Source organism: Corynebacterium sp. H130 (assembly GCF_037572395.1).
Taxonomy (GTDB): domain Bacteria; phylum Actinomycetota; class Actinomycetes; order Mycobacteriales; family Mycobacteriaceae; genus Corynebacterium.
The window spans coordinates 418725-445485 of the sequence record NZ_JBBHLA010000002.1 but is presented as its reverse complement, the minus strand read 5'-3'; the positions used below and the strand labels follow the sequence as shown (position 1 = coordinate 445485).

At 58.6% G+C, this 26761-nt stretch carries 26 protein-coding genes and 1 tRNA gene; 15 read left to right on the top strand and 12 right to left on the bottom strand.

What is annotated here, in order from left to right; translation table 11 throughout:
- Positions 1 to 6 precede the first annotated feature (6 nt).
- From WG939_RS05795 to WG939_RS05765, 7 genes are all read left to right on the top strand, one after another.
- Complete coding sequence (locus WG939_RS05795) at positions 7 to 1452, top strand: hypothetical protein (protein WP_339983594.1); 1446 nt, start codon at positions 7 to 9, stop codon at positions 1450 to 1452.
- A 363-nt stretch (positions 1453 to 1815) separates the two neighbouring features.
- Positions 1816 to 3576, top strand: coding sequence for a SpaH/EbpB family LPXTG-anchored major pilin (locus WG939_RS05790; protein ID WP_339983592.1), 1761 nt, complete (start codon positions 1816 to 1818; stop codon positions 3574 to 3576).
- 89 nt (positions 3577 to 3665) lie between these two features.
- On the top strand, positions 3666 to 4622 hold the full coding sequence (locus tag WG939_RS05785) for a class C sortase (protein ID WP_339983590.1): 957 nt from the start codon (positions 3666 to 3668) through the stop codon (positions 4620 to 4622).
- Entirely contained in the window at positions 4612 to 5337 is a 726-nt protein-coding gene (locus WG939_RS05780; RefSeq protein WP_339983588.1) for a SpaA isopeptide-forming pilin-related protein, read from the top strand. The genes WG939_RS05785 and WG939_RS05780 overlap by 11 nt, the downstream gene beginning before the upstream one ends.
- A 16-nt stretch (positions 5338 to 5353) precedes the next feature.
- Entirely contained in the window at positions 5354 to 6220 is an 867-nt protein-coding gene (locus WG939_RS05775) for a class C sortase (RefSeq protein ID WP_339983586.1), read from the top strand.
- A complete protein-coding gene (locus tag WG939_RS05770) occupies positions 6220 to 9150 on the top strand; it encodes a SpaA isopeptide-forming pilin-related protein (protein WP_339983584.1) in 2931 nt (976 codons plus the stop codon). The genes WG939_RS05775 and WG939_RS05770 overlap by 1 nt, the downstream gene beginning before the upstream one ends.
- Positions 9151 to 9342: 192 nt before the next feature.
- Positions 9343 to 10392 (top strand): hypothetical protein, encoded by a 1050-nt coding sequence (locus WG939_RS05765; RefSeq protein ID WP_339983582.1) that lies wholly within the window; start codon positions 9343 to 9345, stop codon positions 10390 to 10392.
- On the opposite strand, the gene WG939_RS05760 is transcribed toward WG939_RS05765, so the two are convergent.
- Positions 10389 to 10952 carry an RNA polymerase sigma factor gene (locus WG939_RS05760; RefSeq protein ID WP_339983580.1) on the bottom strand — a complete coding sequence of 188 codons (564 nt, stop codon included), beginning with the start codon at positions 10950 to 10952 and terminating at the stop codon, positions 10389 to 10391. The genes WG939_RS05765 and WG939_RS05760 overlap by 4 nt on opposite strands.
- Positions 10953 to 11014: 62 nt before the next feature.
- Here WG939_RS05760 and WG939_RS05755 point away from each other — a divergent pair, with 62 nt between their 5' ends.
- Entirely contained in the window at positions 11015 to 11428 is a 414-nt protein-coding gene (locus WG939_RS05755) for an Ohr family peroxiredoxin (RefSeq protein WP_339983577.1), read from the top strand.
- Positions 11429 to 11535: 107 nt separating this feature from the next.
- Here WG939_RS05755 and WG939_RS05750 read toward each other — a convergent pair whose 3' ends face one another.
- The 7 genes from WG939_RS05750 to WG939_RS05720 form a co-directional block, all read right to left on the bottom strand.
- Positions 11536 to 12423, bottom strand: coding sequence for a hypothetical protein (locus tag WG939_RS05750; protein WP_339983575.1), 888 nt, complete (start codon positions 12421 to 12423; stop codon positions 11536 to 11538).
- Positions 12424 to 12750: 327 nt separating this feature from the next.
- Positions 12751 to 13017 carry a Na+/H+ antiporter subunit G gene (locus WG939_RS05745; protein WP_339983573.1) on the bottom strand — a complete coding sequence of 89 codons (267 nt, stop codon included), beginning with the start codon at positions 13015 to 13017 and terminating at the stop codon, positions 12751 to 12753.
- A complete protein-coding gene (locus tag WG939_RS05740) occupies positions 13014 to 13265 on the bottom strand; it encodes a monovalent cation/H+ antiporter complex subunit F (protein WP_339983571.1) in 252 nt (83 codons plus the stop codon). The genes WG939_RS05745 and WG939_RS05740 overlap by 4 nt, the downstream gene beginning before the upstream one ends.
- The gene (locus WG939_RS05735) at positions 13262 to 13672 is read right to left on the bottom strand and encodes a monovalent cation/H+ antiporter subunit E (protein ID WP_339983569.1); all 411 of its coding nucleotides are present in this window, start codon (positions 13670 to 13672) and stop codon (positions 13262 to 13264) included. The genes WG939_RS05740 and WG939_RS05735 overlap by 4 nt, the downstream gene beginning before the upstream one ends.
- Positions 13669 to 15129, bottom strand: a complete 1461-nt coding sequence (locus tag WG939_RS05730; protein ID WP_339983567.1) for a monovalent cation/H+ antiporter subunit D family protein — start codon at positions 15127 to 15129, stop codon at positions 13669 to 13671. The genes WG939_RS05735 and WG939_RS05730 overlap by 4 nt, the downstream gene beginning before the upstream one ends.
- A complete protein-coding gene (locus WG939_RS05725; RefSeq protein ID WP_339983565.1) occupies positions 15126 to 15536 on the bottom strand; it encodes a sodium:proton antiporter in 411 nt (136 codons plus the stop codon). Before WG939_RS05725 ends, WG939_RS05730 begins: the two co-directional genes overlap by 4 nt.
- Positions 15533 to 18280 carry a DUF4040 family protein gene (locus tag WG939_RS05720; protein WP_339983563.1) on the bottom strand — a complete coding sequence of 916 codons (2748 nt, stop codon included), beginning with the start codon at positions 18278 to 18280 and terminating at the stop codon, positions 15533 to 15535. The genes WG939_RS05725 and WG939_RS05720 overlap by 4 nt, the downstream gene beginning before the upstream one ends.
- Positions 18281 to 18458: 178 nt before the next feature.
- On the opposite strand from WG939_RS05720, the gene WG939_RS05715 reads away from it, so the two are divergent.
- Both WG939_RS05715 and WG939_RS05710 read left to right on the top strand, forming a co-directional pair.
- Entirely contained in the window at positions 18459 to 19802 is a 1344-nt protein-coding gene (locus tag WG939_RS05715) for a hypothetical protein (protein ID WP_339983561.1), read from the top strand.
- Positions 19795 to 20073, top strand: a complete 279-nt coding sequence (locus WG939_RS05710) for a metal-sensitive transcriptional regulator (RefSeq protein WP_339983559.1) — start codon at positions 19795 to 19797, stop codon at positions 20071 to 20073. Before WG939_RS05715 ends, WG939_RS05710 begins: the two co-directional genes overlap by 8 nt.
- A gap of 44 nt (positions 20074 to 20117) precedes the next feature.
- Here WG939_RS05710 and WG939_RS05705 read toward each other — a convergent pair.
- Positions 20118 to 20191: transfer RNA gene (locus WG939_RS05705), tRNA-Pro, on the bottom strand.
- Between the two features lie 56 nt (positions 20192 to 20247).
- Positions 20248 to 21138, bottom strand: coding sequence for a metallophosphoesterase (locus WG939_RS05700; RefSeq protein ID WP_339983557.1), 891 nt, complete (start codon positions 21136 to 21138; stop codon positions 20248 to 20250).
- A 16-nt stretch (positions 21139 to 21154) separates the two neighbouring features.
- Here WG939_RS05700 and WG939_RS05695 point away from each other — a divergent pair, with 16 nt between their 5' ends.
- The gene (locus tag WG939_RS05695) at positions 21155 to 21592 is read left to right on the top strand and encodes a GatB/YqeY domain-containing protein (protein WP_339983765.1); all 438 of its coding nucleotides are present in this window, start codon (positions 21155 to 21157) and stop codon (positions 21590 to 21592) included.
- On the opposite strand, the gene WG939_RS05690 is transcribed toward WG939_RS05695, so the two are convergent.
- Positions 21587 to 23959, bottom strand: a complete 2373-nt coding sequence (locus tag WG939_RS05690) for a transglycosylase domain-containing protein (protein WP_445227875.1) — start codon at positions 23957 to 23959, stop codon at positions 21587 to 21589. The two genes, WG939_RS05695 and WG939_RS05690, sit on opposite strands and share 6 nt — an antisense overlap.
- 122 nt (positions 23960 to 24081) lie before the next feature.
- Here WG939_RS05690 and WG939_RS05685 point away from each other — a divergent pair, with 122 nt between their 5' ends.
- The 4 genes from WG939_RS05685 to WG939_RS05670 are packed head-to-tail and all read left to right on the top strand — an operon-like array spanning position 24082 to position 25840.
- Positions 24082 to 24390, top strand: a complete 309-nt coding sequence (locus WG939_RS05685; RefSeq protein ID WP_339983763.1) for a WhiB family transcriptional regulator — start codon at positions 24082 to 24084, stop codon at positions 24388 to 24390.
- 2 nt (positions 24391 to 24392) lie between these two features.
- Entirely contained in the window at positions 24393 to 24548 is a 156-nt protein-coding gene (locus tag WG939_RS05680) for a hypothetical protein (protein ID WP_339983553.1), read from the top strand.
- Positions 24545 to 25000: a RidA family protein gene (locus WG939_RS05675; RefSeq protein ID WP_339983551.1), complete on the top strand. Its 456-nt coding sequence runs from the start codon at positions 24545 to 24547 to the stop codon at positions 24998 to 25000. The genes WG939_RS05680 and WG939_RS05675 overlap by 4 nt, the downstream gene beginning before the upstream one ends.
- A 30-nt stretch (positions 25001 to 25030) precedes the next feature.
- Complete coding sequence (locus WG939_RS05670; protein WP_339983550.1) at positions 25031 to 25840, top strand: MBL fold metallo-hydrolase; 810 nt, start codon at positions 25031 to 25033, stop codon at positions 25838 to 25840.
- Between the two features lie 52 nt (positions 25841 to 25892).
- Here the strand turns inward: WG939_RS05670 and glxR are convergent, their stop codons facing one another.
- Positions 25893 to 26576: a CRP-like cAMP-activated global transcriptional regulator GlxR gene (gene glxR / locus WG939_RS05665; protein WP_339983548.1), complete on the bottom strand. Its 684-nt coding sequence runs from the start codon at positions 26574 to 26576 to the stop codon at positions 25893 to 25895.
- Positions 26577 to 26761: the final 185 nt, after the last annotated feature.

Below are 26761 nucleotides of genomic sequence, written 5' to 3'. Positions count from 1 at the left end.
GAAAACATGAAAAAGATAGCAGTAGCAACGCTTGCGACCCTCTCTGTACTTCAGACGGGTCTGTTGTTTGCCGTGGCTCAGGAAATTGAAATTGTTCCTGATGCCACGTCGATCAGTGCTGCTCAGCACGCTGATGTCGTGCGGGTGGAGTACGAATTCGCCGATGCTTCCGGCGCTCCAGTGAGTGTTTTGAACGCTGACCAGGACTTTAGTCTGCGCTTGATGCTCGATTTCTCCGCGGCCACTCCGGAAGCTGAGACCGTGTATCGTGCAGAGGGAATTTCCATGCGCGAGGTAAAGCTCGATGAAATGCCGCTTCACAACGCACACGGAGAACTCGTGGGTTCCCTGCTCATTGAGCAGCGAGGCCCTGGCGTGGCCCAGATTGTGGTGAAGCGCGCTGCGGGAACCGAGGCGAACTTAGACCTTAAGGCCATGCCAGTGACGGTGTTCCTGCCAAAGAGCCTGTACATGCCGGTAGCTCCGAAGCAAGAAAGCACTGAGTACCAGCCAATTCTGGCTTTGGGAGCAGGCTCAGGAACCGATATCAACTTCGAGCCTGTGGCTCCGCTCAAGGACGTTACCTACCGCGTTGTCCAGCAACAGCCGGTGGCTAAGGAAGCCCCAACCACCGAAGTCTTGCCGACGATGCCGGAGGCGGTCACTCCATCGCCGATCACCACCGAAGTAACGACTTCACCTGCGGAAACTGCCGTCGAAGCTGAACTGACCAGCACTGAGTCGGCTTCTATTGGCGAGGAATTGCAAAGCTTGGCTGCGCAATTGGAGGCCATTGTGCCAACCACCGAACTGACCACCGAAACAATCCCGACCGTAGAGGCGGCTCCAACGCAAACACAGACTGAGGTCGTAGCTGAAGCTCAGCTTGCCGGCCCTAAGGATGATGTTGCATTGGAGCCTAAGGATGTGCACGCACTGGTAGCTGTTCAGGATGCCCCAATGCCGAAGGCTGATCCTATTGTCGCAGCTCCGCCGATAGAAGCCACTCCGGTTGAGGCGCCACCAGTTGCCGACAAGCCGGTAGAAACCAAGCCAGTGGCCACCACCGCTGCGGTAGAGAAGGCCGAGTCTGAGAGCAGTGTGGTGCAACAGGCTCAAGATGTGGCAACCAGCCCGACTAGCCAGGACAACGCTGTCCGTGCAGAGGTGCTAGATGCGAAGCAACGTGTCGAGAACGCTCAGAAACCCGCTGTGAGCAGTGCAAACTCGGCTGTCGCAGCTGTTCCTAGGGAAGAAGGTGTTCGTCCGGCAGCGCAGCCAGCAGCACCATCGTCCAGCGCACAAGCTGCCGCTCTTGCAGCGCGACCTAGTGCTGGTCGTCAGTCTCTTGCGCGCACTGGCGCGTCCGTTGTTGGCATTTTGATTGTGGCAACCCTGATGTTCATCGCAGGCTCTAGCTTCCTCGCCAAGCCTCGAGGACGCCACTCCTAGCGTTCTATCAGTGAATGACTCGCTTGCTCACATGAGCAAGCGAGTCATTTTATGCATCATGCAGTTACAGCAACATCTCTACTGACTGAGAAAAGTTTCAACGGGCCGACAAAAAGCTAATAACACTCCAAAAGGGGGTATAAATGCACGCGTTAGGGTAGATGTGATTAGCGGTAAACGGCGTTCAAGATGTTGAGTAAGCTGCAATCATAAGCAAAGCTGCAGATTGTACACTTAAGTAATTTCGTAAATATTGTCAGGTAGCTATTATGTTTGCCGGATCTGAATTAGAATTTCCTGTGTGTCGACAAGTGATTGTGGACAGTCGGGAAGGTTCCTTCCCGAAAGGGCAGTAACCGGCCGATGACCGAGTTTTCGGAAGTCAAGCCAGGAACGGCCATCAACTTCAAGAGCTGCCTCGAGGGCCAGACTTTCAGAGGCAACGTCGTTTCAAAGGAAGAAACCATGACCAAGAATTCCATCGCGTTGCGCAGCGTCTCCGCTGCTGCAATCGTCGGCCTGTCTCTGGGCCTTGGCGCTCCGGTTGTCACTGCACAAACAACCACTGCGCCTGTCGGATCGCCAGTTATCGATCAGACCACCGGTAACCTGACCATCCACAAGCTGGGTAACCCAACCACCACCGGTACCCCAACCGGCAACGAGGATCCAAACGTTACTGGCATCCCACTGACCGGTGTCGAGTTCCAGGTCACCCAGATCAACCTGCTCCGCGCTGACGGCACCACGATCACCCCAGGTACCAACGAGTGGCTGGAAGCTGCACAGGGCTTGACTGCTGCAACCCTAAACCAATGGGTCACCGACAAGAAGGCAAGCCTCGGAGCGGTACAGACCGTGACTACTGCAGCTGGCCTCGCATCTCTGACTGGCGTCAATATTGGTGCCTACCTGGTCCACGAGTCCAAGCCACTGACCGACTGGGACGATCCATCTACTCCAGAGACGGAAGCCCTGGACTTCACCCCAGCCGCTGACTTCATTGCCTTTGTGCCAATGACCCAGGCAAATGCCGGCACCGGTGGAACTTCCTGGAACTTCGACGTTCACGCTTACCCAAAGAACTACTCCAAGCTGAACCCAACCAAGAAGGTTGAAGACTCCAACCAAAACGTTGGTGGCACCCTGGTGTACGACATTGACACCGAGATCCGCCAGATCGAGGCCGGCAAGCAGCTGAAGTACTACTACATTCAGGACTTCATGGACTTTGCTCACCTCGACGTGGCCAACGCACAGATCGCCGTTACTGTCGACGGCGTCACCCTGGCCGCGGGCACCGACTACAAGATCGTCAAGCAGGACGATACGACCGGTGAAGTGCTGATCAACTTCCTTGATCCAGGCCTGAACGTACTGGACTCCGGTTCCAAGGTCAACGTAAAGATCACCGTGAAGCAGGATGTCGCGGGCCCGGTTGTTCCTAACCAGGCAGGCGAAATCTTCCCGCACAACCCAACCGATGACCTCAACCTCACCGACACCCCAACCCCAGGTGACACCCCTCCAGGTGACACCCCGCCAGAGCCAACCAACCCGGTCAAGACCTACTACGGTGACGTCAACTTCACCAAGGTCGGCGAAGGTGCTGCTCTTGCCGGTGCAGAGTTCAAGATCATCCGCACCGAACCAGGCAAGACCTGTGATTCCATCGATGTCAAGGCCCCTGGCGTCATGGGTGAACAGAACGGCGTCGTGACCGACACCTTCGTGTCGGGCGCTGACGGAAAGGTGATCATCACCGGTCTGCACGTCACCGACTTCGAGGACAACGCTGAAGTTGCTGCTGATCAGCGCTCCGTTTACTGCCTCGTGGAGACCAAGTCCCCTAAGGACTTCGAACTGCTGGCAAAGCCAATCCAGTTCGACTTCACTGCAACGGCTACCGTTGCTGACGACCCTGCAACCCCACTGGTGGACGAAAGCAACCGTACTTACTCCACCGCAAAGATCACCCCAACCGGTGAGGTTATCAACCTGAAGGACACCACTCCTCAGCTGCCAGTTACTGGTGGTGCCGGTATCGGTATCCTCGCTGCCATTGGTGCAGCACTCGTAGGCGCCGGCGCATGGTTCGCACGTCGCAACTCCAAGAAGGCCTAATTCCTAACTAGTGCCTTCCGGGCCAAGTGAGGCGGTCAATGGCCGCCTCACTTGCGCACAAACTTCAGGATTAGCAGAAGTGATGCATCATGACTCTCCAGACCGCGGCTCCGCAGCCGGAAAGCCCCACCGAGGCAGGACAACGCCGGGACCTCAAATCGATCCTCATCCCGGTCGTTCTTGTGGTGCTCGGTCTCCTCGTCATGGTGTACCCAGTGCTCGCAACGCAGTGGAACAACTTTGACCAACAGCGCGTGGCAAATGAATACGCCAAATTCGAGCGCAATGCTGATCCTCAACAACTGAATCAAGAACTGGACGAAGCCAGGAAATACAACCACGACCGCAACACCGGTCCAATCCTGGATCCATGGCTCGCCCAAATTTCCAAGAACAATGACGACTACCGTCATTACCTCGAACAACTCAATCACACCGAAACAATGGGCCGCCTTGTGGTCCCAACCGGTGACATCAACTTGCCGATCTACCACGGCACCGACCACCCAACCCTGCAAAAAGGCGTCGGTCACCTGTTCGGCTCCGACCTGCCAGTTGGTGGCGAGGACTCCCACTCCGTGCTCACCGGCCACACGGGCCTGCCAAACGCAACGCTCTTTGACAACCTCAAGAATGTCAAAGAAGGCGACGCCATCTACGTGCAGGTTTCCGGCGAGCGCCTGAAGTACCAGGTCGACCAAATCAAAATCGTCCTGCCACACGAGTCTGAGGACCTGCGCCCAGCCAAAGGCAAGGACTACCTGACCCTGGTCACCTGCACCCCATACGGCATTAACTCCCACCGCCTCCTGGTGCGTGGCCACCGAGTTCCGATGGACGAGCAGGATCACAAGATCCTGGAACAGGCCAAGGGTGCGCAGTGGCAGTGGTGGATGTGGGCATTGCTTGCAGCATCGCTTGCCGTAGCCGTGGTCCTGATCATGTGGGTTCGCCGCCAGCTCCGGGCCCAGGCCGCTGCTTCGCAGCGCGTGCCAGCGATGGACCTGATCAACAAGTACGAAATGGAACAAGACGATGATGCTTAAACGAGGAGCTGTTGCAGCCGCGCTCATGGCCGCCGCCCTGAGTTGCGCCCCGGTCGCCCACGGCATCACCGTCACGGGCCCCGTTACCGGTCTGGACGTCACCCGCACTGCCGAGTGTGGCACCATCGACGCCACCATCGTGATCACCGCGACGCGTACCGACGACAAAGTCGCTGGAACCGTGTTCACCTTGGAAAAGCTCGCTGGGATTGACCTCACCACGCAAGCTGGTTGGGATGCAGTGAAAGACATGGACGTCGATAAGGCGCGTGCTGCGGAGAAAGCTGGCAGCTGGATCGCAACCACCGGCACCGACGGCAAGGCGCACTTTGCTGACCTGCCTATTGGTGCGTACCTCGTCACGGCAGTGGCGCCGGAGGGCAGTTTGACGCCAGCGCCGTTCGTCATCACCCTGCCAACTGGCGCAGAGGGGCGTTGGGACTGCGCGCCGGTTATCAATGCGAAGTTCTCGCCAACCACAGAGACAACCACGCCGACCAAGCCGGAATACCCACCGTACGAGCCTCCGACGACTCCGCCGGATGAGGTGCGTGGTATTCACAACAACCCGGAGCAGAAGCCCGAGGACAAGGTGCTGGGTATCCGCAAGAACCTCGCCTACACCGGCGCGGCAGTGACGGGAATTGTGGCGCTAGCTGCTGGCTTGTTCGCAGTCGGCTTGGTGATGGTGCGCCGTCGTAAGACAGAAGAATAAGGAATAGGTCATGGGAATGCACACAGCAGTAAAGGAAGGGAAGCCGCAGGCGAAGCGCAAGCTGAGCAACGTGCTGGTCCCTGTCCTTCTCGTGCTTGCTGGCCTGTGCGTTCTCCTGTACCCCGTTGTGGCGACGCAATGGAACAACATTCGTCAAACGCGCGTGGCCGATGCCTACGCAAAGTACGAAAACACCGTTCCAGCCGAGGTCATTAACCGCGAGCTGGAAGATGCGCTGCGTTACAACGAGCATCGCAAGGAAACCGCGGTGGCCGACCCATGGTCCGGCACCATCGACGAGCGGAGCACGAGCTACCAGGAATACCTGAAGCAACTCGACTCTTACGAAGCGATGGCTCGCTTGGTCGTGCCACAGGCACAGGTCAACCTGCCGATTTACCACGGCACCAGCCACCCAGTCCTGCAAAAGGGAGTCGGCCACCTCTTCGGCACCGACCTCCCGGTGGGTGGAGAGAGTCGCCATGCTGTGCTCACCGGCCACACCGGCCTGCAAAACGCGACACTCTTTGACAACCTCAAGAACGTCAAGGTCGGCGACGCCATCTACGTGCAGGCCGGCGGCCAGCGCATGAAGTACCAGGTCTACCGCATCGACACCGTGCTGCCCACCGAAGTGGATAGCCTCAAACGAGTCGACCGCAAGGACCTCATCACGCTCATCACCTGCACCCCTTACGGCATCAACTCTCACCGACTTTTGGTGCATGCCGAACGGGTCCCGATGGACCCATCCGACAACAAGTACTTCGAGGAATCCAGCTTCCACTGGCAATGGTGGATGTGGGCAATCCTCATCGGGTCCGCAATTGTGCTGATATTGCTGATCCTCTGGATCCGACACATGCTTCGGAGGAATAAGTAATGAACACGCAGACTCGAAACAACAATCAACCAAGGGAGAACATCATGACCGCAACGCGCTTCCGCAACGTGGCGAAAGTCCTGTTTGCGCTGCTCATGACCCTCGGACTTGTCGCAGGTCTGTCCTCCTACGTGGCCACCCCGGTTGCGCAGGCTCAGTCGACGTGGGAGCAGGTGCCGACCACGTCTGCGATCACGTACCGGAATACGACTGATCGCTATATCAGGTACAGTTTCACAGTCAATGGAGCTGGCACTATTGACCAAATAGAAATTCCATTATCAAACTATACAAGTACGCCAGTTTTGGACAATTCGTGGCTCTACCTTGATGGAGTAAGCAAGAGTCGATACGACATGACCACTACTCGTTATAGCAGTGGCACAATTTATATTGATCTCGCCAACCCGCTGACGGTCTCATCTGGTCAGAAGATTGACCTATACGTCTATTTTGATGACAGTGGCTACTATGCGTCTGACGGGTATTACTACTATTACTACCCACTTCCGACTCCGAGCAGCACGCAGGCCGTTGGTTTGTACGATGAAAACCCGGCACCGACCACCACGACAACTGCTCCGAAGCCAACGACGTCGACTGCCGCTCCAACGACCAGCACCACTCCGAAGCCGACCACTACTGCTCCGAGCACTTCCTCGGGCGTGAGCTGGCTGCCAAGCATCACGGCTAACCCTGAAATGCCTACGCAGTGTGGCCTTAATATTGGTCTCGTCTTCGACCTTTCGAACTCGATCATCAACCAGGGTGGCGTCGAAGCATCTAAAAATGCTGCGCTGGGCATCGTGAAGGAACTTGCAGGCACGCCGTCGACTATCGGTCTGCACAACTTCAATTCCTACAAGAATGCTGACCTAGACTCGACGCTTCCACCAATCAGCCTGGCTACCCAGGCCGGAGTGGATACGCTGAACACGGCCATCAACAACATCTCCACAGGTTCGTCATCTGACGGTGGCACCAACTGGGAAGGAGGTCTCCTCTCTGCGGAGGCCTACAACTACGACGTTATTTACTTCATCACCGACGGTGTGCCGACCACCGATGAGGATAAAACCGCGAATGACATGGGTGCATATACACACACGTCGGATCTCTATGATGCGATGCTCGTTGCCAACGACATCAAGGCATCCGGAACTCGTGTCGTGCCGATCATGATCAACGTTGACAACGTAGATGAGATATTACTGAGGGACAACGTATATTACAGGGGTGATCTTCCCGCCACCTACAGCACCGGTGTGATGTACTGGACTTCGAACGGAAGCTATGACTCGGTTACGGCTGCTGTAGCTGCCAATGACTTCTCCGTGTACCAATACACCTACGGAACCTACTACTCTGGTGGCTACTGGTATACCGGCTATTACTGGAAGGACGTGACTTCCAGCCGAAGCACGTGGTCGGAGGGGACGCGCAATTCCCTAACCATGGCCGAGGACATTTCGGGCACTGGCGATTCGATTCAGCTGACTTCCTACCAAGACCTTGCTTTCAGGTTGAAGTCTGAAATCGCGCAGTCCTGCCAGGGCAAACTGATCGTCGATAAGCGCATCGTCGATAAGACTGGCGCCGTGGTCAACATGGGCGTTGATTGGCAGATCGATGCGGTGTCCAAGCAGAACAACATCGTCACCACGGGTGGCAACGTCGGTAACCTGTCGCAGCAGACGAACACGGATGGTCGAGTTGAGTTCAAGCTTGACCCGAACGCGGGCGCCTCGAACATCACGGTCTCGGAAGTGCAGAAGCAGGGCTACAAGCTGTACCAGCGTGATGGCAAGAACGCGGTGTGCACGATGAACTCCAACGGTGTCGTATCGCCGGTGACCGTCACAAATAACGGCGGCCTGGGCTTCGACCTGACGGTCCCATTGGAAGGCACCTTGAAGCTAGCGACGGTCACCTGCATCATCGATAACCAGAACGATGCTGTGGTCTCCCCGATGATTAAGAAGGACCCAGTCGTTGGCTCCGCGGTGAAGGTTCGCCCGAATGGTGAGGCAACGCTGGAATACACCATCACCATGTGGAACCCGGATCCAATGCTGAAGGCTGTCGCGATTGATCCGCTGGAAGTTTTCCGCCTGCCACAAAACGTGGAAGCGAACGGCGATGCGGTCGTTACTTTCGCTACGGCACAGACAGGAGTGGTGGTGACCAACCCAACCACGGTCATTCCTCAGATGCGTATTGCTAACGGCTCGGAGGTATCGCTTGCCGAGCGCGTCGATCTCCCCGTGGGCACCAGCCAAACTGTGACGATTAGCGTTCCTATCAAGGTCGTTAACGCTTCGGCCGAAGACTGGACCCGACTCGGGACCTGTGACGGCGACGCTGCCAAGGTCTCCGTCAACGGTGTTCCGAACTCCACGTCGCTTTCAGGTGACCCGGACAAGTCTGACGACAATGCTTGTATCCCGCTTATTCCGCCTGTTGCCGCTGGCTTGGACATCCAAAAGGTCGATGCAAGTGACCGAACCCAGCAGATTCCTGACGCAGAATTCACGGTCTTCGAACCGCTTCCCGACGGCAGTGGCCCAGATATGACCAAGCCATTGATCGTTCTGGGGGGCAACAATACAAAGCAAGCTGTGCTTCAGGCAGGAAACTACTGGATCGTGGAAACGAAGTCCCCAGTTGGTTACCAGCTGCTGGCGACCCCGGTGGAATTCAAGGTTGTTGGTCATGAAAATGGCTGGAGCGCGGAACTCGTTCGCGACGAAGGTGGACTCGTCAAGGTCGGTCCTGAAGCTGCCGCACCAGGTGATATCGTGACCATTCAAGTGGCTGACGTTCAGACCGGCAATCTTCCAAAAACTGGCGGAAGCGGGCTCACAGTTCCTCTGGCACTGGCAATGACATTGATCATCGCAGGCTTCCTCTATGCGCGACGCAGGGCATGAGAAATGTTCTTTCAGGTTTGTCGCAGGGTATTTTGCGGGGACTGTACGCATGGTATGCTGGAGAGAACTTAAAACTTAACTTAGGCAGTGAATGCATCTCGGAATCTGATTTATCTCTGAGAGAACCTTAATGTAATATAAGTTGCGGTGCGATTTGTAAGTGCAAATACTGCAACAGAATAGAAGTGGAAAATGAAACATTCCGCATTGGTGGCGGCAATCGCTACCTTCGCGATGTCAACGCTCGGGCCTGGTCTGGCTCCAGCGTCGGTCGTGGATGCTCCCACTTCTGAAGTAGTTACCACTGCCGAACCGCTTCACCGCGACGAAACTACAGGACCCCCAGCGTGGGGCAAAGATCCAAGCAACCTCAAGGAACCTCCGAGTGCTGATCCAAGGCACCCGGAGCACCCAACCCATCCTGAGCATCCAACGAAGCCGGGAAAGCCGACCAAGCCGGGAAAGCCAACTGATTCTGAAGAGCCAACGGCTGTCGAAACGACCGTTTATGTGACCACAATCGTCGTGACGACCGTTGTGGAAACTTCTCAGGTTGTGACCACTTTCGAGGAGCCGACCGAAGTTGAACCTACGGAAGTTGAGCCAACCAAGGCTGGCCCAACGGATGTAAATCCGACAGAGGTTGTGGACACCGAAGAAGAGACCTCCGAGATTGAGATCACGGAGGTTGAACCAACCGAAGTTGAGCCGACTGAAGTTGAGCCAACGGACATCGTTATCGTTACTTCCGAAGTGGCTACCACCTATGTGCAGTCCTCAGTAGTTCCAGTTCCGCGCACGATTCGCACCGTGCCACCTCTGATCCCTGACACTCAGGAAAGCGAAGCTCAGGAACTCGATGCCGAGCCAGCGCCTGCAGATCAGGAGCAAGTAGTAGCTGCGGCTCCATCCGGGCCTGTGGCATCACGGGTCCAGGGCAGCTCCGTCCAGCAGACGCCTGCTAACCAGTCGAATTTGGCATTGCCAGGCGTTGGAATGGAACGCATCGCCCCTGAAGCTCGTACCCAGGAATCGCTAATTCCACCACTGCCGGAAGCAAAGGCCGACCAAACGAAGCGCATCACGCTTCAGGAACCAGAAGGCGCAGCGAACTACCAGCAGATCGCTGACTACACCCCACCTTCACCTTGGGCAATCCTCGGTTTCGGCCTGGCAGGCATTGCCGTGGTCGGTGGCGTGCTGTACGTCATCGGAACCCACGTCTTCAAGCGAGTGGACTAAGCCTCCCGGGCTTCCCGGCTCGTAGAAGACGCAGCCACCATATCGGCGCGGGCACGCGCCACACGCGAACGAATCGTACCCACACGCACGCCCGCGATGTGCGCAGCCTCCTCATACGTGTAACCCAGCACCTGAGTCAAAATCAGTGCCTCGCGACGGTCAGGGTCCAAAGCGTCGATGAGCATGCGCGCGTCGACAAGCTCGGCCCAGCTGCTTGGCGACGCCGCACCGGCGGTAGCGTCCTCAAGCTCGACGGCGGACTTACGGGGGCGGGCCATGTCGTGGCGAATGTTGTCCACCCACACGCGACGGGCGAGGGAAAGCAGCCAAGTTTTTGCCGACGACCGGGCGGAGAAGCGAGGCAGCGCGCTCATGACCCGAAGGTACGTTTCCTGAGTGAGATCGTCCGCGATATCGCGACCCCCGAGGTGCGCGAGCAAGCGCCAGACGTCGCCCTGCGTGAGCTCGATGAACTCGGATAGAGCGACCCGATCACCCCGGCCGGCCTGGAGGGCGAGTCGGGTGACGTAATCGTCGTCGCGATTGGGCATGAACCTCATGGCCAGTCATTCTAGCAGCTTTTTCGCTACACTGGACACCCCGTTCACCTAAGGAGAAACGCATGTCTGAAGCTTTGTACACCGCAACCGTTACCTCTACCGGTGGAGGCCGCGACGGTCGCGTCACCGGCGACTTTGAATCCGACATCCGCCCACCACGCGAGCTCGGTGGCTCTGGCGAAGGCGCCAACCCAGAAACCCTGTTCGCCGCAGCCTGGGCAGCTTGCTTCAACGGCGCCCTGCAGAAGATCATGAAGGACTCCGGCGTATCCGTTGATGATCACCAGCCATCCGTCACCGCTTCCGTCACCCTGAACAAGGTCTCCGACGGCTTCCGCCTCTCCGGCGACATCAAGGTCTCCTTCGCAGGAGGCTCCTTCGACGGCGACTCCGAGCTCGTAGCCAAGGCACACGAGTTCTGCCCTTACTCCCGCGCAGTTCGCGGCGACTTCGACGCCTCTGCATCTCTCGCCTAGCGGGTTATTGCCCGATACCCGGGGGAATGTGGTCCTGTGGACGGATTCCTCCGGGTTTTCACGTCAAAACTCCTGGTCGCTTCTCGACGAACCGTAGGAACCTAGTCCTAGACGTAAAGTTCCTCCGGTTTCGCTTTCGTCCTTCTAATCATTCGCGAGAATTTCGTGGCACGCTCGGCGCGCGCTTCAGCAATCAATTGCTGAAAGTGCGCTTGAATCCAAGTTGGATCGCTGAGCATGCCTGAGGTCACGCGCAGCATGCGCCAACCCATCTGATCCAATAGGGCCCACGCTTTTGCATCGTGATCACGCTGGTGGCGGGCCAGGTGATCCTCGCCATCGTAGAAAGCGGCAACTTTGAGCTGTGGAACCGCGCAATCAGCTGCTGTGAGAAGCAAATCATTTGGGTCGTAGATCTTTACCTGCGTTTCCAGCCCTGGGATGTCTTTGAGGATTAGTCGCAGGCATGTTTCTCGCGGCGATTGAGCTCCAGATGCGCTGAGAGTGATGAGCTTGGATAGCTGTTTGCTTGAAAAGCGGTGCTTGGCCGCCAAGATGAGGCGATCCCTTTCAAATAGCCGGAGCTTACGCAGCTCATCCAATAGTTGAATCTGCCTGATTTCCGTAAACGTCAGGCCCGGAATCGCAGGAACCCACCATTCGTGACGCCGTTTTTCAAGTAATTGAAGACAATCGACGGTGGCGTGGGCAATCGTAGAGGCCTTTAAGCTGTGGTATTCGATGTCGGGGCGCCAAATTCTTAAGTCCTTCGGTGGCTCTAGGAAGTAGATATTGTCCTGACGGCGGTGATGCCGTCCGCGGCTAATCAGAGTCAATGGCGCATTTTGGGTTTCAAGCTTAAGGCCTGCATAGTGCAGCGCAGCCCATCCCCCAATTACGCATCGTGGAAACTTCAGGTGCGCAGCTTGGGCTCGGTCAATGAGGTCGGTGGTGGTCTGAGATGTCGGGTGTTGATTTGAAATATTTGTGCTCACACTTACTTAGACGGATCGAACGGTCCAAAGGGTTCCGTTCCCGGAGGAATTTGTGGTCTACTTCTGGATTTCCGCTGGTAGTAGATGTGCTTGCTGGGGAAAGGGTGGGTGAGGCCGGAGGAATTTGTTCTCGAAGGCAGATTCCTCCGGGATGGCGCTTTCCGAGGCTGCTTGGGGTCAGGGTTTGCTTTCAGAGGCCTTCTTAGCCGGAGGAATTTGTGGTCTACTTCTGAATTTCCGCTGGTAGTAGATGTGCTTGCTGGGGAAAGGGCGGGTGAGGCCGGAGGAATTTGTTCTCGCAGGCAGATTCCTCCGGGAGGAACAGCCCTACACCTCGTGCACTGACCGTGCGATAACGAAGGAAGACACGGCAGCGACGACCCAGAGGCCAGCGATTGCGATCAGGGCTCGGATCAGGTTGTGCCAGTCGAAAGGGTCACTAAGCAAATGCGCAAGCACAAGAAGGGGCAGCGCCACACCTACGGTAGGCCCCATGAGGTTGATCCTGGTCAGGGCGTCAGGTGCGCGCCATAGGGCGATGGTTGTTCCCAGGATGAAAACACACGCGCATACGGCTAGAACTGCAGAGATCATCGTCGTCCCTTCGAGAGGATGCGGGCCACCGACACGGTAGACAGCAGTCCGAGTAGGGCACCGAGGAGGACTACTTCGTACACGATGGATGCGTCCCAGATGAGGGTCCACACCAGGTAGATGGCGATCATGAGGTAGAAGATCATGTCGGCGAGGACTGATCGCGAGGAGTCGTCGGATCGCACAATCAACACGAGGTTTGCGATCAGACAAACCCCGATTACTGCCATGCAGGCGTAGAAGATCATGATTCCTCCTCGTAGGTGACGTAGGGGCCGTAGTCGTTGTCGGAATGGCCGATCACGAAGGTGGAGTGGGCCGGCTTGCCAAGGCCTTGGCCAGGCGCCCCGCGGTCGATGTCCGCCACAGCTGGAACGAGGCGTTCCTCCATTTCTGCAAGACCAGCCAGAACTTCTCCGGGGTCTTCGCCGTACACGGCGTGAACGAGCAGGTGGTCGCCACGCAGTCCGAGGGACAGCGTGCCCGGGGTGATGGTGATGCAGGTGGAGAACCAGAAGATGTCGCGCTCGGAGGTCACCCGCAGAGGGTAAGACACGACCACTGGCTTGAACCCGGAGTCGCGGGAAAACGCAGAGCGAACGATCACCAGTGCGCCTACGAAAATCTGTCCTAGCAGCCAAAAGAAGAATCTCATCGGACTACTCCAATCGGGTCAGTGCCCAGGATCGAGGACGTGTACGAAGGGACGTCGAGGAGCGACGCGGATGCCGTGGAACAGACGTCGGTAAGCGGGCCCGCAAAGATGAACATGAGCAGCGAGCAGGCGAGCAGCGCGCCACCAGGCAGGGCCTTGATCGGCGCGACCACAAGGGTGGCCGGGTAGCGCTTCGGTGGTTTGCCCCAGAAGACTTTGCGCCAGACTCGCAGCATCGACAGCAGCGCGCCGATAGACGCGACGATGATCGCGGCGATCAACCACCAGGACTTAAACGTCGCGGCCTGGATAAGGATGCCAACCTTGCCCCACAGGCCGGAAAACGGCGGGAAGCCGATGAGTGAGAACGCGGCAGCGGCCCAGAAAGTAGAGGTCCACGGGTCGCGACGCGCGATACCGGACAGCTTGGACAGGGTGCCCGTGCCGTAGGTTTCCTCGATCGCGCCGGTGGTAAGAATCAGCGAACCGACAGTGATCATGTGGTGAATCATGTAGAAAATGCCTGCTGCCAGCGCCGCCTCCGAGGAAAACGCGAGCATCACCAAGATGAACGGCATGCCGTTGACCATTTGGTAGGCAAGGACGCGACGGATCGTCGTCTCGCCGAGGCCAGCAAAGCCACCCACCAGCATTGAGATGATCATCACTACGACGATGAACGTTGCCCAGCGCGGGGACGAATCGAAAATCACCACATAAATGCGATACAGCGCGTACACGGCCACCTTCGTGTGCAGGCCCGAGAACAGGCCCATCACCGCCGAGCTTGTCGACGGATACGTGCGTGGCAACCACGTGTGCATGGGGAATACGCCAGCCTTGATCGCCAAAGCCAACACCACAACTCCCATCGCGATGACGATCGGCCCCTCGGAAGCCGCCCCGGCAAGCGCTGCAATGTTGACGGTGCCAGATACGCCGTAGACCACGGATACGCCCATCACGAGCATCGTGGAGGCCAGCAGGTTCGACAGAACAAAGGTTCGGCCTGCTGCGAGCCTCGAACGGCCGCCCGTCATGGCGAGGAGCGCATAGGAAGGCAGGAGCATGACCTCGACCATGACAAAGAGGTTGAAAAGGTCAGCCGTGAGCAGAGCGCCGTACACGCCACCCAAGAGCATCAACGCCAGGGTAGGGAAGAAACGCGCCCGCGTCTCGCCTGCATACAAGGCGAACAGCAATGAGAAGAAGGCGACGATGGACGCCGCAATGATCATCACCGCGGAGAACTGATCCGAGGCAAACGGAATCGAAACACCTCCGACGTACAGGCCGATGTTGTGCGTCATGATGCCGTGCTGGAACAGATAAACACCACCGCAGCCAGCAACAACAGGAATGATGAGCATCAACGCATCGCGCATCCACCGCCACGGCAGCATCGCCGCCAGGGCCGCTGCGAAGAGAGGTACGGCTAGGAACAGAGGCAGGATCATTCGGAGGCCTCCGCTTCCTTCACACGTTGCACCCGTTTGCTGTCTTCAGGGAGAGGACGCACGTTTCGGGCAGTGGTGATCAGGGGCGCCAGCTCGAGACGGGCAGCTCGCTTGGAACGGGTGTCATCGTTGTAGCCAACTGCGGCGAGAGTCAGCATGAAAGTCGTGGTGGCCATGGCGATGACGATGGCGGTCAGCACGAAAGCTTGTGGCACTGGGTCGGCAGCCGTTTCCAGTGGAGCCCCCAGAGGTTCGGCTCGCCAATAAGGGATGCCGGCGGCCAGGATTGTCAGGTTTCCGGCGTGCCCAATGAGGGACATTCCCAGAACGAGTCGGTACATGCCACGCTGGAGCACAAGGTAGACGCCACCAGCCATGAGGATGGAAATGGTCAGTGCCATGATCATGAGCGGTCTCCTTGAGCTGATGGTCCGAGTGGGGCTGGGATTGGGCTATCCGCGGGGCGTTCGTACGGAGTGTGTTCCACGCCGGGCCGTAGACGACCGCCAAGCACGTTGATGCCTTCGGTGACCATGCCCAGCACTGCGAGGAAGACACCTGCGTCGAAAATCATCGACGTGGTCACGTGCTGGCCGAGCAGATGACCATGGATTGCGTAGAGGAATGAGCCGTGAGTCATGCCGATGAAACCAGCTGTCAGGGCGGTGATGACGCCAAGTCCAGTCAGGATAAATGGCGTGTTCTTGCCCACCACTGGCTCGTCCTTGTCGGAAGCCAGGTACTTCAGCATGAAGATGCTGGAGAAAACCAAAGCTGCGATAAAGCCACCACCAGGTGCGTTGTGCCCGCGCATGAAAATGACAAAGGACAACAGCGCCAGGATCGGGGTCAGTAGGCGGACGAGGTAGCGCAGTGGCAGCGCGTTGCGTGAAGGCTCTGGGAAATCCTCCAGTTGAAGTGTCTGCTGGCGTGGCATCGAGCCGACCACAGCGGCCAGTGCGATACCAGCCATACCCAGAACCGTGAGCTCGCCCATGGTATCGAAGCCACGGAACTCAACCAGGATCGTGTTCACTACGTTGGCGCCACTGGTAATGCTTGGGCCCTGCTCCAGATACCAGGAAGATAGATCCGAGCGCTCGTGCCTGCCGAGCAAACCGTAGACGATGAAGAAGCTGGACAGGCCAGCGCCGATGGCGATCGCGCCGGTCCACAGCTTGCGTCGCTTGGACACGGGGAAGAAGCCACGCGGGTGGTGGCGCAGCACCATCATCATCATGACGATCACTAGCAGCTCCACCAGGAACTGGGTCAGCGCCACGTCCGGGGCGCCGAGGAACAGGATCTGCAGGGTTACGCCCACACCCACCGCGGATAGCAGCAGCGTCGCCGCCAGCCGAGAATGCGTGCGCAGCAAGAATGGAACCGCGAGCGCCACGAGGGCGAGTGGAATGAGGTCCCACGCGCGGTCGATGCCCGCCAAGCGCGGGGCGAAACCAGCCCCGTCAGCATTGGACAGCGCGCCGATGGCCATGAGAATGGACAGGCCGACGAAAGGCCACGCCATGTGGCGGGCAGGGGAGAAGGAGTTCGCGATCTCCGCCAGGTGGCGTCCCATCGCAGTGATCTTCTTGACCGCACTATCCAGCAGCGTTGCGCCACTAAACGGCAGCAACTGCTTGCCTTCGATCGGCCGCAGCAGTGGTTTGCGGAAGACCACGCCGAGGACACCAAAAATGAGCACCGCTAGGGAGACCAAGAGAGGCGTGTTCACACCGTGGAACAGCGCCAGGTGCGCGTCATAGGTAAGCCCCGTCGCGGACACAGCCTCAGACACCGGCCCGTCCAGCACACCAACCGTGAGCGCCAGGGGAACGGAAAGCAGCGCCGGGAGAGCAGCCGGGAGCCAGAGCAACACGGGAGCTTCCTTGACGTGATCGAGTTCGCGGGGGCCGTCGATAAATGCGCCGAAAACGATGCGGGCGGAGTAAGTGAACGTCAGCAGAGCTGCAAAACCGGCCAAGAACAGCATGATTGGTCGGTCCTCAAAGGCCGCGAGCATCCCTTCTTTGGATACGAAACCCATGAGTGGCGGGATCGACGCCATCGAGGCGGCAGCGATGCACATCGACGCGAACGTGAACGGCAGCTGCCGGTAAAGCGGACCGAGGCGACGGATGTCGCGAGTGCCAGTCTGGTGGTCGACGACGCCGATCAGCATGAACAGCGAAGACTTGAACATCGCGTGCGCCAAAGTGTGCACGAGGGCGGCTGCCAGCGCGAACGGGGTGCCCACGCCGATGGTCGCGACGATCCATCCCAGGTGCGACACCGTGGAATAAGCGGTGAGCTGCTTGAGGTCGGTTTTTTGGATCGCGAAGAGGGCAGACATGATCGCAGTGACCATGCCCGTACCCATCAGCAAGTACTGCCACACAGGATCCGCGTGGAAAATCCCAGAGAAGCGAATCAGTAGGTAGATACCAGCTTTCACCACGGCGGCTGCGTGCAGGAACGCAGAGACCGGGGTGGCGGCGGCCATGGCCTCAGGCAACCAGAAGTGGAACGGCAGCTGCGCGGCTTTGGTGAACGCGGACACCGCGATGAGCACGCCGATCACTTCCATGTGCTCAGGATCATGGGAAAGAATCTCCGTGAGGTTCGTGGTCCCTGATTGCGCTACCAAAATGGCCAGGGCCGCCAACAGCGTCAGGCCGCCGATGAAGGTGAGGATCAGGGTGCGCATTGCACCCGCTTGCCCGCCGGAGCCCGACCTGGCGATGAGCAGGAAGGATGCCAAGGAGACAAGCTCCCACCCGATGAAGAGCAGGACAACGTCGTCGGCAAGCACGAGCGTGAGCACGGCGAACATGAACGCCGACATGATCACGTAAAAGCTAGTGTTGCCCTTGCGTTTGGGGAGGTAGGCAGCGGAATAAATAAATACGACTGCGCCGATGAGTAAGGCGAGCATGGCGAAGAAAAATGAGAGCCCGTCGGCTTTCACCGCGAACGAGGCTCCCAGCGCCCAAGGGACACTGAAATTATCGGGGCGCTGAGCGAGCACACCAGCTGCTGCGAGGAACATGGCCGCCAAAGGCCAACCGGCCTGACGGTCCAGAACGCGCACAAGCAGCGGGGATGCCGCCACGGCTGCTCCAGCTATGAGTAAAACGAGGAGCAGGGTCACGTGAGAATCACACCTTGCTGTAGTCGTAGTCTTTAGTTCGTTCCGGGCCTGGTTGGGCCTACACACTTCGCACATGTGGTTGTGCGCAAAGTAACGAAGAAAATCTTACCAGGTGGAACCAGCACTGAAACGGTGCGCCTAACTCAGCTTTAGGACGAACTTTCCTACGCTCAAATACATGACTGTGCTACGCCGTTGCTTGTGGGCCCTGCTGCTGCTCCTGCCACTCTTTGCGGGAGCAATCTACGCCGCCGCGACTTCGCTGGAGCCCGCTGCGTCCTGGTCCGCCTCCGAGCCAGCCGCCGCGCCGGGCGCCACCGACCTTGTGCCAGCTCGTCGCGCCGCGGGTGAGGCAGCATCGCAGGCCGGCTTCCTCAAGTCGGGCACCAGCGAGCTCGCCACCGGCTCCGGCAAGCTTGCCGACGGCATGGGCCAGCTCTCCGAAGGCGGTAAAACTGCCAGCAAGGGCGCCAGCGACCTTTCCCAAGGCATGATCGAGCTGCAGGCCGGCACAGGTCAGCTTGGCGACGGCGCAGTCAAGGTCGCAGATGGTGTATCCAAGGCGGTTGACCAGGTTCAGGGAATCGGCCTGGTGCAGGGGCAGATCGTGGCTGAAATCGACAAGGTGGATGCCGAGCTGGCGAAGAAGAATGATCCGCAGGCTGCAGATTTCCGTAAGCAGCTGGCTGAATTCAAGAAGCAGGTGCAGGAGTTCAAGCTCGACGGGGCTATGGTGGATCAGCTGGCCCAGCTGCGTACCGGATCCCGTGAGATCGCCAACCAGCTGGCTGTGCCTGGATACGGCTACCACGACGGCATTTACTCTGCCACGAAGGGATCCAAGGAGCTCGCCGCAGGCCTGGCCGAACTGGATAAGGGCCTCGCGGAAGCGTCCAAGGGATCTACCGATCTTAAGGACGGCGCGACGAAGGTCGACGGCATGGCAGCTACCAACAAGGAAAAGATTGCGGGCGTGCAGCGCGCACTTCCAGCAGATTCTGCGCCATCGCCATCCGAGCCTGCGCCTCAGCTCATCCCACTGTTCGGCTTCCTGATCGCCTTGGCAGTGATGCTAGGTTCGGTGTTCTCCAACCGCTGGCGCTGGCTGATAGCTGTTGCGCTCGGCATCGTGCTCGTCGGGGTGCTCGGCACCTCGCTGACCCCGGTTTCCTTCGCTGGACTGTGCGCAATCCTCCTGCTGGCGGGCCTGGCATCCGCGCTGCTCAGCAACGCGCTCGTGCGGGTGTTTGGAGAAAAGTATGGTCGCGTTGCCGTCTACGGCTTCATGCTGCTGCAGGTCGGCATCGTGGGCTGGGTGTGGAAGCAAGCATCTGTCTCCGGAGTCTCCGCCCTCATGTCGGCGCTTTCGGGCCTCATGCCACTTGGCTACGCCACCTCAGGCCTGTCCACCTTCGGCAACTCCGGTTCTACTGCCATGATGGTGCTGTCCTGCCTGGTCCTCGCCGGAATCTCCGGTCTGTCTGCGCTTGCCCTGAAGAAGATCCCAGCCGACAATGCATGACCACGGCTATAGCCCCGAGCGCGACAACTACCTCGCCCGGCTCCGACGCATCGAAGGGCAAGTCAGGGGCATTCACCGCATGGTGGAAGAAGGCGAATACTGCATCGACATCCTCACCCAAATCTCCGCCGTCAACTCAGCCTTAGAGAACGTAGCGTTGGCGCTACTCGGCGACCACATCGAGCACTGCGTTGTCGACGCCGCCAGGGCAGGAGACCCAGCGGACAAGATCGCCGAGGTAGAGGCCGCCATTCGGAGAATGGTGAAGTAGACCAAGACAAAAGGCCACCCGTTTCCAGGTGGCCTCCAAATGAGTCGGGATAACAGGATTTGAACCTGCGACCCCGTCGTCCCGAACGACGTGCGCTACCAAACTGCGCTATATCCCGCAGCGGTCATATGACCACTGAAAAACACCGTACTCCTGCCCCAAACAGAGACAAAATTACCGCTTTTCTACCACGTGGATGAGCGTCGCGGACGGACGACAGAAGATGCGAAACGGCACGTAAGGGGACGTTCCGAGGCCATTTGTGACGTACATCCACATGCGTCCGAAGCGGTGGAGGCCGTTGGCTCGTTTCCGGTCGATGTCGCAGTTGGTCACGATGGCTCGTTCCACGGGGAGACAGAGCTGGCCGCCGTGGGTGTGACCAGAGAAGGAGATGCCGTAGCCGTCGGCCTCGAATTGAGCGAGGACACGTGGCTCCGGGGAGTGCGTGAGGGCAATGCTCAGGTCCGCGTCCGGGTTGGGCTTTCCGGCGATCGCCGGGTAGTTGTCGAGGTGGTAGTGGGGATCGTCGACACCAGCTGCTGCGATGCGCACGTGCCCCACCTTAAATTCGTGGCGGGCATTGGTGGCGTCACGCCAGCCGTGCTCGAGGAACGCTGCGCGCATGCCCTCCCACGGCAGGTCGACTTCCTTTACCTTGCGTTTCTTGCCGATCAAGTAGTTGAACGGGTTCACCGGGGTCGGGGAGTAGTAGTCGTTGGATCCGAAGACGAACAGGCCTGGCTTGGACAGCAGCGGGCCGAGTGCGCGCAGCACTGCTGGCACTGCGTCTGGGGATGCGAGGTTATCGCCCGTGTTGATCACGAGGTCTGGGTTGAGCACGGAGAGCGCGGATACCCAGTCCTGCTTCGTGCGGTGCGAAGGCAGCATGTGGAGGTCGGAGATGTGCAGGATCCTGAGCTCTCCGCCGTCGATAAGCCCAGGCTCGAGGAGCTCTACGGTTTCATGCTTGAGGCGGAACTTGGTGAGTTCGGAGTACCCCCAGCCCATTGTCGCGAGGCCAGCACCGAACAAAGAGAGCAGGATTTTCTTCACCCTTGCCATGCTACCGGTGCGTATGCTGAAAAACATGAAACAGCAAATTCGCAACGACCTCAAAGAAGCCATGAAGGCTAAGGACAAGTTGCGCACGAACACCCTGCGCATGCTGCTGTCCGCCATCCAGATGGAAGAAGTAAATGGCACGAAGCACGACGCCACGGACGAGGATATCCTCAAGGTGATCGCGCGCGAGATCAAGAAGCGCAAGGAATCCGCCGAAGTGTACGCCCAGAATGGCCGCCAGGATCTTGCGGACAATGAGCTCGCCGAGGCCGAGGTGCTGCAGGCTTACCAGCCAAAGCAGCTCACCGACGAAGAGCTGGACGCCCTGGTCAAGGAGGTTATCGCAGGCCTGGATAACCCAAACATGGGCGCAGCGATGCAGGCAGCCACGAAGGCTGCTGCGGGGCGAGTCGACGGCAAGCGCTTGTCGACGGCAGTGCGCGCAGCCCTATAGGCCGTTGCTGCGCAGCAGTTCGCCGATCAGATCCTCCAACCGTGGAGGCGCTGGAGCTGGTGCTGGCTGCGGAGCACGTGGCGCAGGTGCGGGAGCTGGCGCGACCTTCTGAGAACCGTCGGACACGAGCAGCGTGACCGGCGGTTTTTCGTCGCGTAGGTTGCCGAGCTTCACGTTCATGACCTGCCCCTTCTTGTTGGAAGGGCCAGCGACCTCCGAGATGGTGACGCTGTAGCCTTCGGCCTCCAACTGTGCCTTGGCAGCAGCAGCCGACTTGCCAGTGACCTTATCTGCGAGCGCCTGAGTCTTGCCCTTGACCTGCTCAGGAGCAGCCTGAGCGACCTGGCCGGCGGAAGCGCCTGGCGAGTTCGTGGCGACGGACATCCACGTATTAGCAGGCTCATTACCGCCGAAGAGGGTGCCTTCGTAGCACTGGCGGACAGGGCCGGTGCACAGCGACATTGTCTCGGTGCCGTCGTTGTAAATGTATGGCACGGCTGCGAAGTTCGAGTTGAAGCCCATGAACGCGGCCGACTGGTGGGACTCCGTGGTACCCGTTTTGCCCGCCGTTGGTGCCCGCCAACCCCAACCATTGGCTGCGGGCGCGGCCGTGCCGTTCTTGACGTCGTCGCTCATGGCGTCGGCAAGCGCGCGGGCCACGTTCGGCTCGACAGCTTGCTCACACGGGGTGCTGGTCAGCTCGACTGGTTTGCCATGGCGGTCGGTGACGGAGACGATCGGGTTTGGTTCGCACCACATGCCATCTGAGGCGAGCGTCGCAGCCACGTTGGACAGCTGCAGCGGGTTGACGGCCGTTGGGCCGAGGACGAAGGAACCGAGGTTGTTATCGCCGAAGTACTGGGCGATGGAAGACTTGCCGTCGAAGCTGCCTTCTTCGGTGTAGTCGCGAAGGCCGAGGCGCACGGCCATATCGACGGACTCCTTTACTCCCACCTGCTCAATCAAGTTCACGAAGGTGGTGTTCGGGGATTGCGCCAGCGCCTGCTTCAGGGATAGCTGTGGCTTGTACACGCCCGCGTTTTCCACGCAGTACTTACCCGGAGGGCAGTTCCTTGCACCACCGTCACCCATGCCGGACACCTCAACACGCTTTGGTACGTCCAGCACCGTTTCGATGCCCATGCCCTGTTCAATGGCAGCAGCAGCGGTGAAGATCTTGAAAATGGAACCCGCGCCATTGCCCACGCGGCTTGACGCCTGTGGCAGCACAGTCTGGCTTTGCTCCACGTTAAGCCCGTAATCGCGGGAAGAAGTCATGGCCAAGATCTTGCGGGAATCAGCGCCTGGCTCCACCACATTGAGCACCTCGGCGACGCCCTTAGCCTGCGGATTCGTGTGGTTAACAACCGCATTGTGCGCCGCGTCTTGCACCGCCGGATCAAGAGTCGTCTTCACGGTCAGTCCGTCGCGGGACAGTCGCTCTGGATCGAGCCCATGGCCCTGCAGGTACTTGATGGCGTAGTCGCAGAAGAAGCCACGGTCCCCGGCTGCAATACAGCCGTTCGGGAGGCGCTTTGGCTGGTCCAAAGTACCCAGAGGTGCAGCCTTGAACTGGCCGGCCTGCTCGGCGCTGAGATCGCCTGTGGAGACCATCGCGTCAAGCACCTGATTACGACGCTCCGTCATGCCCTCCGGGTTGGTGTAGGGATTCAGGGCAGAGGAGGACTGCAGAATGCCAGCCAGCAGCGCGGATTCCGGAACATTGAGCTCCGCAGCAGGCTTGCCAAAGTAGGTCTGCGCCGCGGCCTCGATGCCGAAGGCGCCATTGCCGTAAGGCACCACATTGAGATAGCGGGTCAGGATTTCATCCTTGGACAGCTTCTTCTCCAGGTCGGAGGCCATGCGCATTTCGCGGAGCTTGCGGGCATAACTCGTCTCCACCGCTGCGGCCTGTTCGGCTTCGGTCTCGGCGTCGACAAGCAGCAGGTAGTTCTTTACGTACTGCTGGTTGAGGGTCGAGGCGCCCTGGGAGACCGCGCCGGATGTGATGTTGGTGATCATGGCGCGGGCGGTGCCTCGCCAGTCGACGCCGTCGTGTTCGTAGAAGCGACGGTCCTCGATGGCCACGATGGCCTTCTTCATGTTCGGGGAGATCTTTTCCGACGGGACCTCGATGCGGTACTGGTCGTACACCCACGCAATTGGCGTGCCGGCGTTGTCGGTGATCGTGGAGACACCGGGGGTAGTGCCATCGGTGAGATCGGACAGGTGTGATTGCATTGTTTCGTTGGTTCGGGCGATCGCAACCCCCGAAAGGCTAGCGGCGGGAGACAGCGCGACTGCGCTGATCACGCCGGCTGCGATGACGGCTCCAACTGCGGAAAGCAATGTTTTCATACTGTGCACCTCTCATACCCTACGCAAAAAGTCTGTGAGTGTAGACCCCCGTTTGTGTGACGCATTCGACATCGTGCAAATCGTGTGAATACACTTACATGTGTCAACTAGTGGTGAAGGAGGCCGTGACGATGACTGCATCGCTGGTGAAAGAGCAGCAATTGATCGACCGTGGGGAATGGGTCACACTAGCTAAGTGTCGCGATGGGGATCCGGACGCACTTTTCGTTCGGGGTGCAGCCCAGCGCCGGGCTGCCGCAATTTGCCGTCATTGCCCTGTTTTGCTGCAGTGTCGTGCGGATGCGCTCGATAATCGCGTTGAATTTGGGGTCTGGGGAGGCCTGACCGAGCGTCAGCGTCGCGCACTTTTGAGAAAAAATCCTCACATCACCAGTTGGGCCGAGTACTTCGCTTCGGGTGGAGAACTGGTAGGAATATAGGCATGACTACTTGGGAATACGCAACAGTGCCGCTCCTGACGCATGCCACTAAGCAGATCCTGGATACCTGGGGTGAAGATGGCTGGGAGCTTGTCAGTGTCCTACCTGGCCCAAATCCAGAAAGCCACGTTGCTTACCTGAAGCGTGAGAAGAAATGATTAGCGCGCGCCTGAAAGAACTAGGTATCACCCTGCCGAGCGTCGCCGCTCCAGTCGCGTCCTACGTGCCGGCTGTTCAGTATGGCAACTTGGTGATGACGTCCGGTCAGCTTCCTTTCGTTGATGGCGTCCTGCCAGAAAGGGGCAAGGTCGGCTGGGATGTCACCCAGGAGCGCGCAGCTGAACTTTCGCGCATTTCGGCCCTGAACTGTCTGGCCGCGATCGACGCCTTGGTTGGCATCGATAAGGTCAAGCGCGTGGTGAAGGTAACCGGGTTTGTTGCATCCGCTGAAGGCTTCAACGGTCAGCCGGCCGTTGTCAATGGTGCATCTGAACTCTTTGGTGAAATCTTCCCTGACATGGGAGGACACGCTCGCTCGGCTGTCGGAGTGTTCGAGCTTCCGCTCGGTTCTCCAGTCGAGATTGAGATTGTGGTTGAGATCGCCGGCTAAGTTTTCAGCAAAAAGGATAAGCTAGTGGGTATGGAGCATCCTGCTTACAGTCAACTACGCCCTGTTACCGATTCCGTCGGTGTTGTCCTGTGCCCAAATCCGAGCTACAGCTCGCTGGAAGGCACCAACTCGTGGGTCGTTCGTGGCCCGGAAGATCAGGTCAGCGTCGTCATCGACCCAGGCCCTGAAGATGAAGGACACCTCAACGTCCTTCAGCAAAAGGCTGGGGAGATTGCCCTCACTCTGATCACTCATCGCCACCACGATCACGCCGACTCCATCGACCGATTCCGCCAGCTCACTGGCGTCCCAGTGCGTGGTTTTGAGGCAACTTACTGCCGTGGGGCTGAGCCACTTCGCGACGGCGAAATCATCGCAATCGAAGGCCTTACCCCTCAGATTGAGGTCGTTCACACCCCAGGACACACCAAGGACTCCGTGTGCTTCTTTATCTGGAGTGGTGAGGCAGGCAAGTCCACTTTGGAGGGCATCGTCACTGGCGACACCATCGCTGGTCGCCACACGACCATGATCTCCGAAACCGACGGCGAACTTGGCGCGTACCTGGACACCCTGCGCACGCTGGAAAAGCGTGGCGAAGACATCACCCTGCTGCCAGCACACGGCCCTGAGCACCCTAATACGGCCGATTTGGCGCGCAAGTACCTTGAGCGCCGTGAATACCGCCTCGACCAGGTCAAGGCAGCTCGCGAAAAGCTGGGCCCAGATGCGTCCATCATCGACCTCGTCGACGAAATCTACACCGACGTTGATCCGGTGCTGCGTGGCGCAGCCGCACAGTCCACCCGCGTGGCAGTACGCTACCTGGACTCGCTGTAACAGACGCAAACAAAAAGCCCGCCTAAAAGGCGGGCTTTAATTCTATCTAGGCTTAGCGAGCGCGCTTAGCCAGGTGCTCGGCATCCGTGATGAGCACGGACTTGCCCTCCAGGCGGATCCAACCGCGCTGTGCGAAGGTAGCCAGGGCCTTGTTCACGGTCTCACGGGAAGCGCCAACAAGCTGTGCAATCTCTTCCTGAGTGAGGTCGTGGTTAACGCGAAGTGCATTGCCTTCCTGGGAACCGAAGCGGTTAGCCAGCTGCAGCAGAGTCTTTGCAACGCGACCCGGAACGTCGGTGAAGATCAGGTCTGCCAGGGACGCGTTGGTGCGACGCAGACGACGAGCCAGCACGCGCAGGAGCTGCTCAGAGATCTCTGGGTACTGTGCAATCCAAGAACGCAGCATCTCGGAGTTCATCGTTGCTGCTTGCACTTCGGTGACGCAGACTGCAGAAGAGGTACGTGGGCCTGGATCGAAGATGGACAGCTCACCGAACATGTCGGATGGGCCCATGACAGTCAGCAGGTTCTCGCGGCCGTCGTTAGCGTGACGAGCGAGCTTCACCTTGCCAGAAGTAATGATGTAAAGGCGGTCACCAGGTTCGCCCTCTTCGAAGATAGTCGTGCCTCGTGGGAACCGAACGGTCTCAAGATCGCGGATCAAGCTGTTGACAGCAATTGGATCCACTCCCTGGAAAATGCCAGCTCGTGACAGGATGTCCTGTACGCCTTCCAACTCAACTCTCCTTTGTGTGAAGTCGTGTGCTCTTCGACGCCAAGGGATTTCCAATGTGAGATGGCACAAGCACACGAATGTGTTACTGCTAAAACCTTACCTGGAAAATCACAAGATGTGCAGTTTTGGCTGTGACAAGGCGAACAATGGACCAAAAATGTGAATTTTTATTCTTTCGGAGAGTT

Excerpts from the sequence above, each read along its gene's own strand:
- WG939_RS05670 (WP_339983550.1), top strand. The coding sequence starts at position 25,031 with ATGGAGCATCCTGCTTACAGTCAACTACGCCCTGTTACCGATTCCGTC.
- WG939_RS05765 (WP_339983582.1), top strand. The coding sequence starts at position 9,343 with ATGAAACATTCCGCATTGGTGGCGGCAATCGCTACCTTCGCGATGTCA.
- WG939_RS05755 (WP_339983577.1), top strand. The coding sequence starts at position 11,015 with ATGTCTGAAGCTTTGTACACCGCAACCGTTACCTCTACCGGTGGAGGC.
- WG939_RS05700 (WP_339983557.1), bottom strand. The coding sequence starts at position 21,138 with ATGGCAAGGGTGAAGAAAATCCTGCTCTCTTTGTTCGGTGCTGGCCTC.
- WG939_RS05740 (WP_339983571.1), bottom strand. The coding sequence starts at position 13,265 with ATGATCTTCTACGCCTGCATGGCAGTAATCGGGGTTTGTCTGATCGCA.
- WG939_RS05715 (WP_339983561.1), top strand. The coding sequence starts at position 18,459 with ATGACTGTGCTACGCCGTTGCTTGTGGGCCCTGCTGCTGCTCCTGCCA.
- WG939_RS05675 (WP_339983551.1), top strand. The coding sequence starts at position 24,545 with ATGATTAGCGCGCGCCTGAAAGAACTAGGTATCACCCTGCCGAGCGTC.
- WG939_RS05775 (WP_339983586.1), top strand. The coding sequence starts at position 5,354 with ATGCACACAGCAGTAAAGGAAGGGAAGCCGCAGGCGAAGCGCAAGCTG.
- WG939_RS05685 (WP_339983763.1), top strand. The coding sequence starts at position 24,082 with ATGACTGCATCGCTGGTGAAAGAGCAGCAATTGATCGACCGTGGGGAA.
- WG939_RS05680 (WP_339983553.1), top strand. The coding sequence starts at position 24,393 with ATGACTACTTGGGAATACGCAACAGTGCCGCTCCTGACGCATGCCACT.
- WG939_RS05725 (WP_339983565.1), bottom strand. The coding sequence starts at position 15,536 with ATGATCATGGCACTGACCATTTCCATCCTCATGGCTGGTGGCGTCTAC.
- WG939_RS05785 (WP_339983590.1), top strand. The coding sequence starts at position 3,666 with ATGACTCTCCAGACCGCGGCTCCGCAGCCGGAAAGCCCCACCGAGGCA.
- WG939_RS05770 (WP_339983584.1), top strand. The coding sequence starts at position 6,220 with ATGAACACGCAGACTCGAAACAACAATCAACCAAGGGAGAACATCATG.
- WG939_RS05745 (WP_339983573.1), bottom strand. The coding sequence starts at position 13,017 with ATGATCTCTGCAGTTCTAGCCGTATGCGCGTGTGTTTTCATCCTGGGA.
- WG939_RS05760 (WP_339983580.1), bottom strand. The coding sequence starts at position 10,952 with ATGAGGTTCATGCCCAATCGCGACGACGATTACGTCACCCGACTCGCC.
- WG939_RS05790 (WP_339983592.1), top strand. The coding sequence starts at position 1,816 with ATGACCGAGTTTTCGGAAGTCAAGCCAGGAACGGCCATCAACTTCAAG.
- WG939_RS05730 (WP_339983567.1), bottom strand. The coding sequence starts at position 15,129 with ATGATCCTGCCTCTGTTCCTAGCCGTACCTCTCTTCGCAGCGGCCCTG.
- WG939_RS05710 (WP_339983559.1), top strand. The coding sequence starts at position 19,795 with ATGCATGACCACGGCTATAGCCCCGAGCGCGACAACTACCTCGCCCGG.
- WG939_RS05780 (WP_339983588.1), top strand. The coding sequence starts at position 4,612 with ATGATGCTTAAACGAGGAGCTGTTGCAGCCGCGCTCATGGCCGCCGCC.
- WG939_RS05735 (WP_339983569.1), bottom strand. The coding sequence starts at position 13,672 with ATGAGATTCTTCTTTTGGCTGCTAGGACAGATTTTCGTAGGCGCACTG.
- WG939_RS05795 (WP_339983594.1), top strand. The coding sequence starts at position 7 with ATGAAAAAGATAGCAGTAGCAACGCTTGCGACCCTCTCTGTACTTCAG.